The sequence below is a fragment of the Allocoleopsis sp. genome (genome assembly GCF_036703385.1).
GTDB lineage: Bacteria > Cyanobacteriota > Cyanobacteriia > Cyanobacteriales > Coleofasciculaceae > Allocoleopsis.
On the sequence record NZ_DATNPA010000275.1, the window covers coordinates 1 to 14,175 of the forward strand.

12 protein-coding genes and 1 pseudogene are annotated in these 14,175 nt (G+C 44.1%); 8 read left to right on the forward strand and 5 right to left on the reverse strand.

What is annotated here, in order from left to right:
* From V6C93_RS13080 to V6C93_RS13095, 4 genes are all read left to right on the forward strand, one after another.
* Positions 1 to 706, forward strand: a 706-nt coding sequence (locus V6C93_RS13080; RefSeq protein WP_333477095.1) for a thymidylate synthase, incomplete at its 5' end; no start/stop codon positions are given.
* Between the two features lie 28 nt (positions 707 to 734).
* Positions 735 to 1,601 (forward strand): hypothetical protein, encoded by an 867-nt coding sequence (locus tag V6C93_RS13085; RefSeq protein WP_333477096.1) that lies wholly within the window; start codon positions 735 to 737, stop codon positions 1,599 to 1,601.
* Positions 1,594 to 2,178 carry a dCMP deaminase family protein gene (locus V6C93_RS13090; protein WP_333477097.1) on the forward strand — a complete coding sequence of 195 codons (585 nt, stop codon included), beginning with the start codon at positions 1,594 to 1,596 and terminating at the stop codon, positions 2,176 to 2,178. The genes V6C93_RS13085 and V6C93_RS13090 overlap by 8 nt, the downstream gene beginning before the upstream one ends.
* A gap of 9 nt (positions 2,179 to 2,187) precedes the next feature.
* Positions 2,188 to 2,667: an XRE family transcriptional regulator gene (locus tag V6C93_RS13095; RefSeq protein WP_333477098.1), complete on the forward strand. Its 480-nt coding sequence runs from the start codon at positions 2,188 to 2,190 to the stop codon at positions 2,665 to 2,667.
* 67 nt (positions 2,668 to 2,734) lie between these two features.
* On the opposite strand, the gene V6C93_RS13100 is transcribed toward V6C93_RS13095, so the two are convergent.
* Positions 2,735 to 3,271, reverse strand: coding sequence for a P-loop NTPase family protein (locus V6C93_RS13100; protein ID WP_333477099.1), 537 nt, complete (start codon positions 3,269 to 3,271; stop codon positions 2,735 to 2,737).
* Positions 3,272 to 3,545: 274 nt separating this feature from the next.
* Here V6C93_RS13100 and V6C93_RS13105 point away from each other — a divergent pair, with 274 nt between their 5' ends.
* The 3 genes from V6C93_RS13105 to V6C93_RS13115 all read left to right on the forward strand — a co-directional run bounded on the left by V6C93_RS13105 (position 3,546) and on the right by V6C93_RS13115 (position 6,741).
* Complete coding sequence (locus V6C93_RS13105; RefSeq protein ID WP_333477100.1) at positions 3,546 to 4,172, forward strand: nucleoside monophosphate kinase; 627 nt, start codon at positions 3,546 to 3,548, stop codon at positions 4,170 to 4,172.
* A gap of 143 nt (positions 4,173 to 4,315) precedes the next feature.
* Positions 4,316 to 5,026, forward strand: coding sequence for a ribonuclease PH (gene rph / locus V6C93_RS13110; protein WP_333477101.1), 711 nt, complete (start codon positions 4,316 to 4,318; stop codon positions 5,024 to 5,026).
* A gap of 53 nt (positions 5,027 to 5,079) precedes the next feature.
* Positions 5,080 to 6,741, forward strand: a complete 1,662-nt coding sequence (locus tag V6C93_RS13115) for a hypothetical protein (protein ID WP_333477102.1) — start codon at positions 5,080 to 5,082, stop codon at positions 6,739 to 6,741.
* Between the two features lie 126 nt (positions 6,742 to 6,867).
* On the opposite strand, the gene V6C93_RS13120 is transcribed toward V6C93_RS13115, so the two are convergent.
* Positions 6,868 to 10,071 carry a PAS domain S-box protein gene (locus tag V6C93_RS13120; protein ID WP_349262701.1) on the reverse strand — a complete coding sequence of 1,068 codons (3,204 nt, stop codon included), beginning with the start codon at positions 10,069 to 10,071 and terminating at the stop codon, positions 6,868 to 6,870.
* A gap of 282 nt (positions 10,072 to 10,353) precedes the next feature.
* Between V6C93_RS13120 and V6C93_RS38230 the strand changes: the two are divergent.
* Positions 10,354 to 10,709: pseudogene (locus tag V6C93_RS38230) on the forward strand (RNA-guided endonuclease TnpB family protein); the annotation flags it as partial.
* A gap of 217 nt (positions 10,710 to 10,926) precedes the next feature.
* Here the strand turns inward: V6C93_RS38230 and V6C93_RS13125 are convergent.
* The 3 genes from V6C93_RS13125 to V6C93_RS13135 form a co-directional block, all read right to left on the reverse strand.
* A complete protein-coding gene (locus V6C93_RS13125; RefSeq protein WP_349262702.1) occupies positions 10,927 to 11,274 on the reverse strand; it encodes an STAS domain-containing protein in 348 nt (115 codons plus the stop codon).
* A gap of 77 nt (positions 11,275 to 11,351) precedes the next feature.
* Complete coding sequence (locus tag V6C93_RS13130) at positions 11,352 to 13,751, reverse strand: glycosyltransferase family 2 protein (protein ID WP_333477105.1); 2,400 nt, start codon at positions 13,749 to 13,751, stop codon at positions 11,352 to 11,354.
* Positions 13,752 to 13,804: 53 nt separating this feature from the next.
* A partial coding sequence (locus tag V6C93_RS13135; RefSeq protein WP_333477106.1) for a DUF3131 domain-containing protein occupies positions 13,805 to 14,175 on the reverse strand: 371 nt, incomplete at its 5' end.

Consider the following 14,175-nt stretch of genomic DNA (forward strand, 5'->3'; position numbering starts at 1 on the left):
AGGGCTGAAATACACCTACGGTCAGCGCCTCCGTAGCTGGTTTGGACGTGACCAAATTGAGCAAGTAATTGAGAAGTTAATAGGAGAAATTGACGCTGCTAGTGCAGTCATGTCGCTGTGGGATGTCCAAGATCACGACAAAGGGGGTAGCCCTTGCCTTAATCACCTTTGGCTAAGAGTTGTAGAAAATGAACTATCTCTAACTGCAACTCTTCGGAGTAATGATATGTACATGGCTTGGCCGGCAAATGCGATGGGATTGCGTGCCTTGCAACAACATATTCGAGATGCGATCGCCTTGCGTTCTAGTTATGACTTGCGTTTGGGGCCACTAATTACTGTCAGTCAGAGCGCTCATATTTACGACGATACCTGGGAAAATGCAGACCAGCTCATCCAAACTCAGTATGCCAAAATATGTCAACAACGAGATTTCGCTGACCCTTGGGGTAATTTTGCTATTAATGTACAGGACGATCAAATTTTTGTGGAACACATGACACCAGGGACTGGAGAGGTTGTTAACCGCTACTCTGGCAGATACGCAAGTCAAATTTATCGGCAAATCGCAGCTAATTGCCCTAATCTTCAAGTAGACCACGCAATGTATTTGGGAACAGAGTTGCAAAAGGCAGAAATTGTTGTGTCAACACAGCAGAGTCTTGTATATGAACAAGATAAACCGTTGAGGATAGTAGACCAGTAAAAAATTTTATTGAGGTATAAATTTTTTCATGTCGGTTCTCAGTGAACGAGATATCATTGGGGAGCTGGGCAGAGGTATACTTTTTCATCCTCTTAAGCCAGGAAGTATAAAGGCTTGTAGTTTATGTTTAACTGCTAGCGAGTATGCTTACGCCCTCGGACAAAAGCGACGCTTAACTATTCAAACAGAGCCGAAGAAAAATAAGCCAAGTGAAGAACAAAAATTTTTCTTGATACCACCTAGAGATACGGCTTTAGTATGGACTGATGAATCCATCTGGCTAAGTAGTTATCTTTACTGTCCAATTTATTCGAGAGTCGGGCTAGTTTCACAAGGAATAGGACACATTGGAACAAGAGTAAATCCCTGTTGGTCAGGTGTTCTTTGTATAGCTCTTCATAATCTTTCAGATGAAGAAATCAGAATCAATGTTAGAGATATCAACGAACCAATTGCCTATTTGATGGTGGATCGGCTCGCTTCAAAATCTTCAACTAATAGTAATATCGATATATCTGCAAGACTTGATGTTCTGCGGGGACGGAGTAATACTAACGAAATTTATGATTTTTTTAATGAAAGAGACAATAGATGGATGACAGGGGATACAGCTTTACTCCGAAAGCTAATGCAGGATTCAGATGAGTATAAAAAACTCAAAATAGGCATTCACCAGATATTGTTGCTGCGTTTAGGTGCAGATCCAATGACTAGGTGGACAGCCATAGCTGCTATTGCAGCATTACTAACAGCTATCATCACAGCAATTCAAGTTTTCAAGCCCTCATCACCGTCCTCTCCAGGTTCACCCCCGACTCCTACTCCAGCAACACAGGCAGAACCGACTCAAACAGTAACTCCCCTTAAACCTTCGGAATTTGACTCTCATGCATGATATTCCCCAAGTGAACGAATCCGATCAAAGGCCAAGCTGGGATGAATACTTTCTAATGTTGGCTAAATTGGCAGCGACTCGCTCGACTTGCTTGGCATTTCCTGTCGGTACAGTCATTGTTAAAAATAAGCAGATTTTGGCAACCGGTTACAACGGTTCACCAGGTGGCTCAACTCATTGTACGGAACAAGGATACTGTTACCCTGGCTTAAGCAGTTGTGACGCTAGCAAAACCCTACCATCCCGTGCTGTTCACGCTGAAGCAAATGCGATCGCGCAAGCTGCCAAACATGGCATATCTACTGAGGGGGCTAGTATTTATGTCACCCTAGAACCATGTCTTTCTTGCTTGAAGTTAATAATTTCAGCTGGGATTCAAGAAGTCTTTTACGAAACTCCCTTCAACAGTGGAGAGACTGCATTGGTTAGAGATTCCTTTATCAACGAAACGTTAGTTACCCTGAAACAAATTTCGCTGTCTGAATCAACAGTCAAAAGAGCTGTCTTATTCCTTCTAAATCCTACGTCTGTCGCCAGAGCTGAAACTTTAGAGGTTCTATTCCCAACAAAATTCTAAAAAGGGTAAATGAATACAATACAAAAGCGCATCTACATATCCGGTGCTTTGACGGGCATTGAGAAGCCAGCAGAAATCAAAGCTTTCTATGAAGCGATTGGCTCACTTTGCCAAGAAATAGGATTTCAGGCTTATGTTCCACATTTGACGACTGACCCAACCAATAACCCTGATGTCAGCCCTCGACAAGTTTTCGAGACCGACAAACTTCAAGTCAGTAGCTCAGATTTAGTCATCGTTTACCTTGGCATTCCTTCTTTTGGCGTTGGTATGGAGTTAGCCTACGCGGAGATCAATACAATTCCTCTCATTCTCCTGTACGAACGAGGTAAGAATATATCAAGATTTCCACGAGGGATTCCGACTGTAATTTCTGAGATTCAATTCAGCAGCTATGAAGATGCTCTAGCTCGACTGAGGACGATTCTAGAGCAGTGGAGTGGTGAACGCCCAACGCAACCACTATCATCTCCGTTGTACTCTGGCTAATTGCTGCAAGTCGGGTTTACCTTTACACTGCACCATTGCTTGCTCGCACTCAACTTCTGGTGCCTACTTAAAGGTGTTGACTGCGACGAATTTCTGTAATTTGGTCAGCGACATCAAGAATCGCTTTAGGCATTTGTGGCCCTGTTAAAATAATATCGACGTGACTGGGGCGTTTTTTGAGAAATGCCAGCACCTCATCCTGGGGTATTAAGCCAAAGTTGATGGCTAAGCTGAGTTCATCAAGCACAACTAAGGAGTATTTTCCTTCCGATACCACGTTCTGAGTGTACTGCCATAGCTGCCTTAAAGCGCGATGCTCTGACTCGTCCAACTCCGGTGTGTCAATGTAGCGGGGAAGATCACAGCGAATCCAATCTAGGTGCTGCCCTAAACGCACAGGGTGATCATACCCTTGCCCAATTCCGCCTTTAAGGAACTGAACCACCAGAACGGGGGTGCCCTGACCCGCAATTCTCAGGGCTTGGGCGATAACATTGGTAAAAAAGCTGCGGTGGGAGGCGGTAAACACTTGTACCAGTCCCTCAATGTGATAGGGAAGGTGACAGGGAGAATCAATTTTGGTCGCTTCTAACTGGGAAACCATAGTCAACACTTAAGGGGCAACGAACCTCTGTTTCTCATGAGAGCGTTGTCAAAGAGCCGATGCCATGAGCAAGATGTAGCGTATTTTTAGGGTAACCTACCTAGTCACACACTACATCTGTGAGTCCGTTAAGACTCCAATTGTAGCGCTTAATTCACCTGGGATTAGTGGGAGAATAGCTTGCGTAAGCTTGAATACACGCCTAGTGTGGGAAGTTGTACAAAATGAATTATCTATAGAATTTTTAATAGTAGTGAAGTAGGAGCTTTTTATTGTGAGACTGGTGATTCTGGGAGGGCCAGGAGCAGGAAAGGGAACACAGGCTCGAAAGTTGTGCCGCCAACTGGCTATCTCTGAGATTTCCACCAGTGATATTTTGCGACGGGCGATCGCATCCCAAAGCGAATTGGGGCGTCAGGCACAAGTGTATGTAGAGAAAGGAGAACTTGTCCCTGATCTGCTGCTGATTGAATTTATGCGAAATCGTCTGTTGCAAGACGATGCTAAGGGTAAAGGTTGGTTGTTAGAAGGCTATCCCCGTACCGCATTTCAGGCAGAGGAGTTGGATTTTTTACTGGATGATTTAGAGCAGCGGTTAGACTGGGCGATTTACTTAGAGGTGCCGGAATCCGTGATGATGAATCGCTGCCTTGAGCGATCGCGTAGTGCGAGCGAAGAGCATTCACGCACGCTCACCGCTAATCCTAAGGTGAATACTTCAGTAAAAAATTCGCGCCCAGACGATCAGCCTGAAATTGTACAGCGCCGCCTCAATTTATTCTATGAACGTACCATTCCCATCCTAGAATACTATGGGTATCGCAAGCGGCTATTGACCATCAAGGGAGACCAATCGCCAGAGCAGGTAGAGCAGGAGATTTTGCAAAAACTCCAAATTTAAAGGCTAGGGAAAGGGGCTGGTTAATTAAGGATGAATATTAGCAGCTTGACAACTTACAGGTTAAAAATTTGTAGATTAAAAGACTGCTTTGAATCCCTCAACCTTCAACCTTTCCAACCCTCAACACAAACCGGAGAATAATCATGCCTTGGCAGCGTCCTGACAATCGGCAACCCGATGAGTTACGTCCCATTAGCTTTGAGCGAGACTTTACTCGCTTTGCCCTAGGTTCCGTCTTAACCAAGTGCGGTAATACTCAGGTTCTCTGTAACGTAACCCTACAGGAGGGAGTACCCAAGTTTTTGGAAGGTACGGGAAGCGGCTGGCTAACAGCTGAGTACAGAATGCTCCCAGGAGCTACCCCCAAACGTCAAGAACGAGAACTTTTCAAGCTTTCGGGGCGCACTCAGGAAATTCAGCGGCTAATTGGACGCAGTTTACGAGCCTGTCTGGATATGAAAACCTTAGGAGAACGCACCCTGATTGTTGATGCGGATGTACTCCAGGCTGATGCAGGTACGCGTACAACCTCGATCACGGGTGGATACGTTGCCCTTGCTGACGCTTTGGATAAGCTGGTAAAAAAAGGAGTACTGGAGCGATCGCCTCTGTGTAACCAAGTGGCAGCCGTTTCCGTAGGACTCTTGGAGGCAGAACCATTTTTAGACCTCAACTACCTTGAAGATGTTGCGGCTGAAGTAGACTTCAATGTCGTGATGAACGACAAGCTGGGTATTATTGAGGCACAAGGGACAGCCGAAGCAGGCACCTTTAGTCGCCATCAACTCAATCAGCTTATAGACTTAGCAGAAAAGGGCATTAAAGAACTGCTAATTGCTCAGTGTCAACTCTGAACTTAGTTACTGCCCTCAAGGGTCTAACTTGGTGTTTCTACCCTGAGAATTTTATGATTCATAGTCTTCCTCAGACAGTGAGAGCGGCCTTAAAAACGGCTGACTTAAAAGTCGCCGCTGTAATTCTCGTAATTGCACTCATCGGCTTTCCTACTGTTCATCAGTATGGAATTTCTGTCGATGAGGGGACAGAAATTGCAATGGTGAGGAGAAACATTGAACTGATCACCAAAGGTACGCCGATTCCGGGAGATTTAAAGTATTTTGGCCCCGTCTTTAATGTCACCTCAGAGATAGCTTTTCAACTTCAGCAGTATCTTGTTAAAGGCTCATCATATAATCCCCTTAGCTATGGGAAAGAGCTTGATAATAAACTCTCAAGGCTCCAAGGCTTAGCTGACCGGGTCAGAGTCAAGCATTATATGACCTTTTTAGTGTCTTTAATTACTTACGGTGCAGTAGCAGGACTGGTTAGAATTCTTTGTGGTGCAGAGTATGCCTGGTTTGGTGCATTAACTTTACTGTTTTTTCCAATATTTTGGGGTCATAGCTTCTTCAACCCTAAAGACCCTCCTTTTGCTGCTCTGTTTACGCTGACCACTCTCCTGGGAGCTTACTTAATTAATTTTTATAGTGATAGCACTGATCCCATCAAAATTGGCAAAAATAGAGCCACTCTATACACCGTTTTATATGGCCTTTTAATCGGTTTGCTTTCTGGTATAAGGATTGGGGGATTTCTTGTCCTATTTTTTATTTTAGCTACTTACTTAATTCTCCAACTGGGCAAAGGGTTCAATCGGCAAGATATTTTTAATTTTGGCGGACTGTACTTACTTTTATGTGTCACTTGGTTTGTCGTAAACACAATTTGCTATCCCGCATTTTGGTCGAATCCCATTGGTGGTTTCTTTGAGACGATTGACTATTTGTCTCAACATCGTCTGCAAATAGAAGTACTATTTGATGGCAGATTTATTCCTATTCAACATCTTCCTAGGAATTACTTGCCAACCTGGTTTTTTATGTCAATTCCCTTAATCTTTCACTTGGGTTCTGTGGTTGGAACGAGTTTAACTATAGCCAGATACCGTCAATTATCCAATCTTCAAAGGGCATGTGTCGTATTAGTTTTATTCCAAGTGATATTTCTGCCGTTAGTTGCCATTGTTAAACATTCTCCCGTTTATGATGGGATGCGGCATTTCCTGTTTATATTACCCGGTATGGCTGTGCTTTCAGCAACAGCTTTTATCTGGATTTTTCAGAAACTTGATAAGAAGAGTTTTAAAATTATTGCCGCTACCTTTATCGCAGTGGTGTATAGTGCGATCGCATTCGAGATGGTTGCTCTCCATCCCTACGACTATATCTATGTCAATCGGATATCAGGTGGCTTGGAAAAAGTGCGCGATCGCTACGATACCGAATACTGGGGCTTAAGCTTGCGTGAAGGCATGGAGTGGATTAATGAAAACGCTAAACCAGGCTCGACTGTTTTAGTAGGCGGTTTTATCTACTCTGCCCAGTTATTTGCCGAGCAAAGTATGAAGGTGATTGGCTACAACGAATCTACGGCAGCAAAAACACCTAAACCCTATTACTATTTAGCATGGCCTCGGTGGGATGCTCAAAATAAGTTACCTGAATGCCAGGTTGTTCATCAGGTGAAAAGACTAGGGGTACCCTTATCAATTGTTAAACGCTGTGATTAGTCACCAGCCTTGAGATTATCCCAAGTTGCGGTCGAACATGAAGATTTAGAAGAAAGGAGCCAGCGCTCAGGGGTCAGTACTTGCCCCTTTGCTACTGGCTCCTGAATTCTGACTCCTAACTCCTACCTAATTAAGATTGATTTGTAATAAAGAGAAATCATCATCCAATGCTTTGTCACCATTCAAGTTTTGGATATGATGTAAAACTTGCTCCAGGTTGCCAGTGCCGCCCTTCTTATAATCAGTCAGCACATCAATAAAGGCATTAAGTCCCCAGAGCTGACCATCAGGTTGAATAATTTCGTAAACGCCATCACTAAAGAGGTATAGCGTACTGCCTGGTGGAATTTTACAGGAATCATCATCAAAATCAGCCTCAGGCAGCATACCAATAGGGATGCTCAATAAGCCTAGCTCTTTTCCAGGCGTATCCATTGAAGCATCAGAGAGCAAAAGAGCAGGTGGATGTCCGGCACAAGCGTAAACAAGTTCTCGCTTAACTCGGTTATAAACGCCATACCAAATGGTGAAATAGTCATCCCCGTTTTCGTTCATTTGGAAGACACGGTTGAGGGCGGATAACACAACACTGGGTTGATAAAAATTAGTGTTGGGGAGAGATTGCGATCGCAAAACATTCAGCACCGAAACTGACAGCAGCGCCGATCGAACTCCATGTCCTGCGACATCTAATAAATAAACGGCTAAATGGTCAGCATCCAGCCAGTAATAGTCAAAGGCGTCGCCTCCTAACTGAAGTGAGGGAATAAACTGTGCCTCTGTAGTCACAGTTTCGGTTAGAGGACGGGGTAAGAGCGATCGCACATATTCAGCCGCCTGATTCAATTCTGCTTGCAAAATCTGATTCTGGCGCTGTAATTCCTCCTCTGCCTGTTTGCGCTTGATAAACTGACCAATTTGGCTGCCAATTGCCGCCATTGTCTTGAGTAAATCTGTATCAGGTTGCTGAACCTCACGACTGAAGAAGCTCATGACACCCAGCCTCTCATCTCCGTTCAGGATAGGGAAACCGAAAGCAGCATGTAGCCCTACTTTCGCCGCTATTGAGGTTCTCAGAAAGTTCCCATCTTCAACAACATTAACAATCCAGGTCGGTTCGGCACTCTCCCAAACCAGACCAGGCAGTCCAACTCCAGGCGCAAAAGTCATTTCTCTACTAACCGCCTCAAACTCCGAGACATCAACCGATTGCCGATGCCAAGTTTCAACCCGACGCAGCACATTTGCGCTTGCATCTACACTCCAGAGTTCGCCGACATCCCATCCCAAGCTTTCGCAGATAGCTGCCAAGATTTTTGGGGTAGCTTCGCTTAAGGTGACAGACTCTGCCAAAACCCTCGCTGTAGCGTGTTCTGCACTTAGCTGCTGTTCCCTTCGCTTGCGCTCAGTGATATCGTTAAGGGTGCCAGAAATTCCAATAACGCTGTTGTCATCAGCTAACATCACGCAGGCGTAAACTTCCATATGCGCCACGCCAGCATTTTTAGTTAAGTAGCGAACCTGATAGCGACAGTCTTCGTTTTGGCATTCTAAGAGGGATTGAAATTGTTCGTCTTGGAGTTGGCGATCGCCCGGGTGAATCAATTCCAAAAATCTCTTACCTATGCTTTCGTATACTGATAATCCAGTAATTTCTGTCCAGGCGGGATTGAGAAACGTCAATCGCCTTGCTGTATCCGTCTGGAAAATCACTTCTTGGAGGTTATCTACAACCGAACGATACTGTTCCTCACTCTCTTGAAGGGCTTTCTCTGCTTGCTTGCGTTCGGTGATATCAATGCCTGTGCCGATGACAAACTCAACCAAACCCTGATTGTTAAGGAGAGTAGTATTAGACCAGGCGATGAGTCGGCGACTCCCATCCTTCGTTACCCAGTAGTTTTCCGACTCATTGGGGAACTGACCGGCTTGAAGTTTTGCAAAAATAGCTTTCACTGTCTCTAGTTCTTCAGGAATCAGAAACAGATTCCAGAAATATCTATCTCTCACTTCATCAAACGAATAAGCAGTTATTTGCTCACAAGCTCTATTAAAGCGAACGATCTTTCCTTCCCGATCAAGAACCACTACCAACGCGCTGGACGTATCAATGACAGCAGAGATAAAGTTGCGCTCTTTCTTTAGTGCTTCCTCCACCCACTGGCGTTCAGTGATTTCCCGATAGATCAGGAGATAAATTCCACAAAGAATCACAAAAGTCAGCACGATTCCGATCGCGAGTGTCACAATCGTGTAGCGAGCACTTGTTCCCGCCTCTGCTACCTGCTGCTTCAACAACTCATTCTCTTGGGTTTCCATCTCACGGACACGAGAACGGATATCATCCATGAGCTTTTTTCCCAGATCTGTCCGCACCAACGGTATTATCGCCTCGAACCCCTGGGACTTTCGCAAGTCAATCGTTCCCTTAAGTTCAGCAAGTTTATTTTTCATCGCTGACTCAAGAGCGTCGAGTTGCCCCTGTTGATTGGGATAATTGGCTGTTAATTTTCTAAGATGCTCAATCTCTCCATCAATGCTTGCAATTGCCGTTTTATACGGTTCTAAATAACGCTCTTCTCCAGTGAGGAGGTAGCCACGTTGTCCAGTCTCAGCATCCTTCATCTGGGAGAGTACTTCTTCGAGCTTGTTAAGTCTTTCTTGGGTTTGTGCTACACGGCTATTGGTCTCAATCAGTCTAGTTGCACTTTGGTACGAGACAACACCAATGATGATAAGAATTGCCGATGCTACACCAAACCCTCCTGCAATCCCTCTGAAAAATTGCCTGCGTGCCTTTTGGGCTTGTTTGCGATCGGTTGTTTGAAGTGTCAAATTGGCTAAATTACGCCGGAGTTCAAGCTGCTTAAGTACTTGACGCCCTAGTATTCGCAAAGCCTCTAGCTGTTCTGAACTGAGGTTTCGCGGTACGCGATCGATTACACAAAGAGTTCCCAGTGCCTGCTTCTCTAGTGTAATTAGAGGCACACCAGCGTAAAATCGTACATCGGGTTTAGAGGTTACTAAAGGATTTGTGGCAAACCTTTCATCTAATGTTGCATCAGGAACAACAAAAACGTCGGATTGCACGATAGCATGGGCACAGAATGCCAGCTCGCGAGCTGTTTCCGATACATCCAAACCCACCTTTGACTTAAACCATTGCCGTTGGGAATCAATTAAGCTAATCAAAGCAATTGGGGTACCACAGATATAGGAAGCTAAACGGGTGAGATCGTCAAAGGCTTGTTCATCTGGGGTATCAAGGATTTTATACTCTAAAAGCTCTTCAAGCCTTTTTGCTTCGTTATCAGGCAGGGGTGCTTTCATCACTGGTGTAGTTGCTGCAAATGCACAGACTAGGTATTCTGTTTCAATCTTGACAAGAATTTGCGACAAAACTCATCAAACACTCTCCTAGATAATAATTGCTGTACTTGACTGAAGATAAATTCTCGCCTCTCCATAGCAGTGGCAAGAGTCGAGGGAATCCAGTGCTTGAATTGGCTGATTCCTATCTAAACTGAAGTTTTCGCGTACAGATGTACTGTTTAACTGAAACAGCAGAAGCCCCATCCTCACTAAAGCTCCGGTGAATTTCGAGGAGGGTATATCATTGAGTTTGACAGATGGCTAGCCAGGTTGTGCAGCCAGTATAACTATTTGTTGGCTTATAGGTTTAATTGGTGGAATAAAATCGTTCTCCTGTCAAGGCTTGTCCTCTCCTTTGTCACTTAGCAGAACTGAGAGAAAATCCTGATTACTTTTCTCAAAAAAAAACGTTATATCAACTCCAGAAAACACATCCTTGGTATAGCGCAATCTACTCTCAAGTTCTACAGGATATAGTCAAGCGGGTCAAGGTAATATTTAACAGATTTCTTAAGGGTAATAGCAATGGTAAGCGTAGCGGTAGACCTCGATTTAAAGCGCGTAATCGTTATCGCACTTTTACTTATCCCCAGATGTTAGTAACATCAAAAATAGAGCGGTAGGGCAGTCCGTTCTTAAAGCTAAGAGTCTCCTCGCGCGATAGCCGGATTGTCTTGGAAGCCTACACCGTACTCGTTAGCGAAGCGAGGCGTTAGCCTAGAGTCGGTGTAGTAGCTTTCACTAACCTAAGGCTTACTCTGCCTGGGAAAGAAATATCCCAGGCACAGTTTGGCGATAGCCACGACAAAAGAATTAAACTGCTGAATCCTGACTCCTGACTTCTCCCCTAACTTTCTGCTCAAATTCATCTCGACTGGCAAAAGTTTTAAAGACGCGATTCATTTTGGTGAGATTAAACATGATATTTACTTGCTCGGTTAGAGAGCAAAGAAAGAGTTCTGCACCTGCTGAACGAACTAGTTTAAGCATTGAGACTAAAGCTCCTAAAGCCGCACTATTTATAAACGTAACATCCTGAAAGTCAACTAAGACAATATTTGCTCCATTTTCTACAATATCGATTACCTCGCGACGCAATTTATTGCTACTTACGCCGTCTAAAATACCGGAAGGTTGAACGATTTTTAGGATAGAACTCATTGTTGTAACTCCTGAGACTTCAATTAATATGTTGATGGGATTGATGTTGGACTTCATGAAACAATTCACAACAGACATTATGCGGTTGTTTTTGGTCGCCAGACAGCCGCACGGATGATTACCAAAAAAAGTGACAAATTATAGACTGCCCAAGCTCCATTAATTAAATAAATCCAGGGATTTTCTAGTTGACTAGTTAGGAAGCGGTAAATACACCACACGATTCCCAAAAAAGTTAGAAAAACGATAATCAATTGAGGCCAAACTAATCGGAGGTAAACTCCTGATTGACGCTGTTTAGGCGTAACCTGGAATTTAATAGGTCGTCCGGTAAACACACTCCAAACGGCTTGGATAAATAGAGGAAATAGAGCAATAGCATACTGTTCGGAACGCCAAAGTTCTCCGGCTGGAATCCCCCAGCTTGCAGCAATAAAGGTCAATCGATTGAGGATGAACGCGGGAAGAAAGTGTAGTGCAAAATCAGCACCATAGGCACGTACTGGAATAATTCCTGTGAAAAAATAGATGATGGGACAGGCAATAAAAACAACTGTGGCAAAGCCAGAAAAGTAACTGTACATCGTCTGAAAATATTGCAGTTGTTGCCAAAACGTTAATCCAGGCTTTGTGAGGGGATTTTCTCGTAGCAGTACTTGAATTGTTCCCTGCGCCCAGCGCAGCTTTTGTTTCAGGGTGGAACTGAGATCGTCGGGAGCTAATCCCTCTGATAATTCTTCATGATGATAAGCGGATTTCCAGCCAGCAGCATGTAATCGCATAGCCGTATTCATATCTTCTGTAATACTGTCACTAGAAACACCACCTACTAAATCAAATTCATCTAATCGCTTTTCATCCTTATAAAACTCATCAGAAAAGGTTTGAAGTCCAACATTAATTAAGGCTTCACGCCTTAATACAGCATTGGTTCCTGTGTAGAAGGCGGAATCCATGCCGTCTTTCCCTTGTTGAATCGGCCCATAGAATAAGTGAGCTTGATGTCCAAATGGATCGCCCGGAGGAAGGTTATAAAAAGTCTGGGGTGTTTGCACAAAAGCAATCTGATTGCTTTGGTATTGCCCACTTTGAAGATTGTAGGTATAGAAGTAGGGCAAAACTCGTTGTAAAAATTGGGGTTTTGGAATATGGTCTGCATCCAGGGTGAGGATAAAGTCTCCCGAAGTTTCTCCAGAAAATATTGCATAGTTAATGTTACCAGCTTTAGCATGGTGAGCTTTACCCTCTGGTTTTGGACGGGCAATATAGCGACACCGGGCAAGTTCAGTTAATTCCAGCTCTTTTTGATGAATTGCCTTTTCCAGGGTTCGCTTTTCAGTGGTCAGATAGTCGCTAACTTTGTGATGTTTAGGGTTTAGCAAAAGAATTAATTGCTGGAAACTCTGTAAATATCCAACTACCGTCTCAAACTTACCTGTACTGTTAAAAGCGGGAGGTTTTGAATAGGATTTTATTATCAATAAACAATTCCGATTATCAGTTGTTCTTGTATAACTTAAATAATCAGCAATTTGTTGCATAATGCCTAAACCTCGGCCCCCTTCAGCCATTTCATCTACTTCATCTGACATTTGTTGTAGATGTCCTTCAAAATCAAAATCAGGTCCATAATCCCAAATCCGCATTTCTAGGGATTGGGTAAAAATTATGACTTCAATATGAATGGGAGTTTCTGGAAGTAATCCTTTGTGAGCATGACGAACTGCATTATCAAATCCTTCAGCCAGTGCTGTTTGGCACTCCAACCAAACATTTGTAGGAATTGAGAGATGAGGTAATTGTTCAAACCAAGATAAAACTTGGGATAAATCCTTAGGCTCTGTATTAACTTGAAGCTGGAATGACTGGAGAAATTGCTCGGCTTCGGGAATTTCTGGTTCCAAATCTTCCAATTGCTGGAGACGGTCAACTAAGCGCGATCGCTCTTTATTTATCCGCTCTGCTTCCTGTTGTAGCAGTGGTGATTGTAAATCCTCCAAGCTTAGTTTTTCAGTTATTGCTCGGAGTGCTGGTGAGTTGCCATCATCCAGCACATAAACACACAGCTTGGTTGTAGGATAATCCATTGCTAGAGCTGCCTTAGTGGTTTGCTCCACAATTTCTACAGGTTCGTTGTAGCAAGTAATAAAGACATCAACCGTCGGCCATTCAGAGCGGGATAACGCTGGTGTCATTTGGTTGAGAGATTTTAGCTGCCGGACTATAGGTCGCCATAGCCCAATTAGGAACATTACGCCGCCGAAATAGCTGTAAATTTCTGCTAGCAGTAGAGGAATCGAGAGCCAGAGGGCTGCGAAATTAATTGAATGAGTAATGCGCCAATGGAGATACCAGGCACCGAATATCAGATTGATTTCTGCCAGATAACGAAATAGCAGAGTTCTGTCTCTCAGGCGAGAGCGAATGTTACCGGAAAAGCTAGGTGAATTCTCGACAACCGAGATGGGAGTCATCATAGTTGGATAGATGCTAGTTAAGATGCCAGAAGTCAGGAGTCAGGACTTAGAAGTCACCTGACTCCTGACTTCTTTCTTTCTAATGAAACAGGTGTAGTGTTGTTGCTTTCCGCAGTCCAGTAAGCACCGGAGGGATCTAAAATTAATCGCGCTTTCTGTGTGGCAGTAGGAGGCAAACCATGACCTGGCTCACCTGCCGCAACTGCCTGCCACCAAGGAGAATCCATTGCGGTTTCTGGATGAATTAGGGGTTGCTGATTGGTTGTCATGTACAGCAGGGATTGCAGAATTAGGCTGTTGGTGCTACCTCCCAGGGCAGTTACCGCTTTGCCAGTTTTTTCATAAAAGCCCTCGTAGTAGCCAAGCTGGGGATTGTAGAGGTCTATTGTTGCCTCCCATAACTTACGGGTATATTCGTTTGCTG

Bases quoted from the DNA above. Each gene is read 5' to 3' on its own strand.
- rph (WP_333477101.1), top strand. From the start codon at position 4,316: ATGCCTTGGCAGCGTCCTGACAATCGGCAACCCGATGAGTTACGTCCC.
- V6C93_RS13090 (WP_333477097.1), top strand. From the start codon at position 1,594: ATGCATGATATTCCCCAAGTGAACGAATCCGATCAAAGGCCAAGCTGG.
- V6C93_RS13095 (WP_333477098.1), top strand. From the start codon at position 2,188: ATGAATACAATACAAAAGCGCATCTACATATCCGGTGCTTTGACGGGC.
- V6C93_RS13125 (WP_349262702.1), bottom strand. From the start codon at position 11,274: ATGAGTTCTATCCTAAAAATCGTTCAACCTTCCGGTATTTTAGACGGC.
- V6C93_RS13120 (WP_349262701.1), bottom strand. From the start codon at position 10,071: ATGAAAGCACCCCTGCCTGATAACGAAGCAAAAAGGCTTGAAGAGCTT.
- V6C93_RS13115 (WP_333477102.1), top strand. From the start codon at position 5,080: ATGATTCATAGTCTTCCTCAGACAGTGAGAGCGGCCTTAAAAACGGCT.
- V6C93_RS13085 (WP_333477096.1), top strand. From the start codon at position 735: ATGTCGGTTCTCAGTGAACGAGATATCATTGGGGAGCTGGGCAGAGGT.
- V6C93_RS13130 (WP_333477105.1), bottom strand. From the start codon at position 13,751: ATGATGACTCCCATCTCGGTTGTCGAGAATTCACCTAGCTTTTCCGGT.
- V6C93_RS13100 (WP_333477099.1), bottom strand. From the start codon at position 3,271: ATGGTTTCCCAGTTAGAAGCGACCAAAATTGATTCTCCCTGTCACCTT.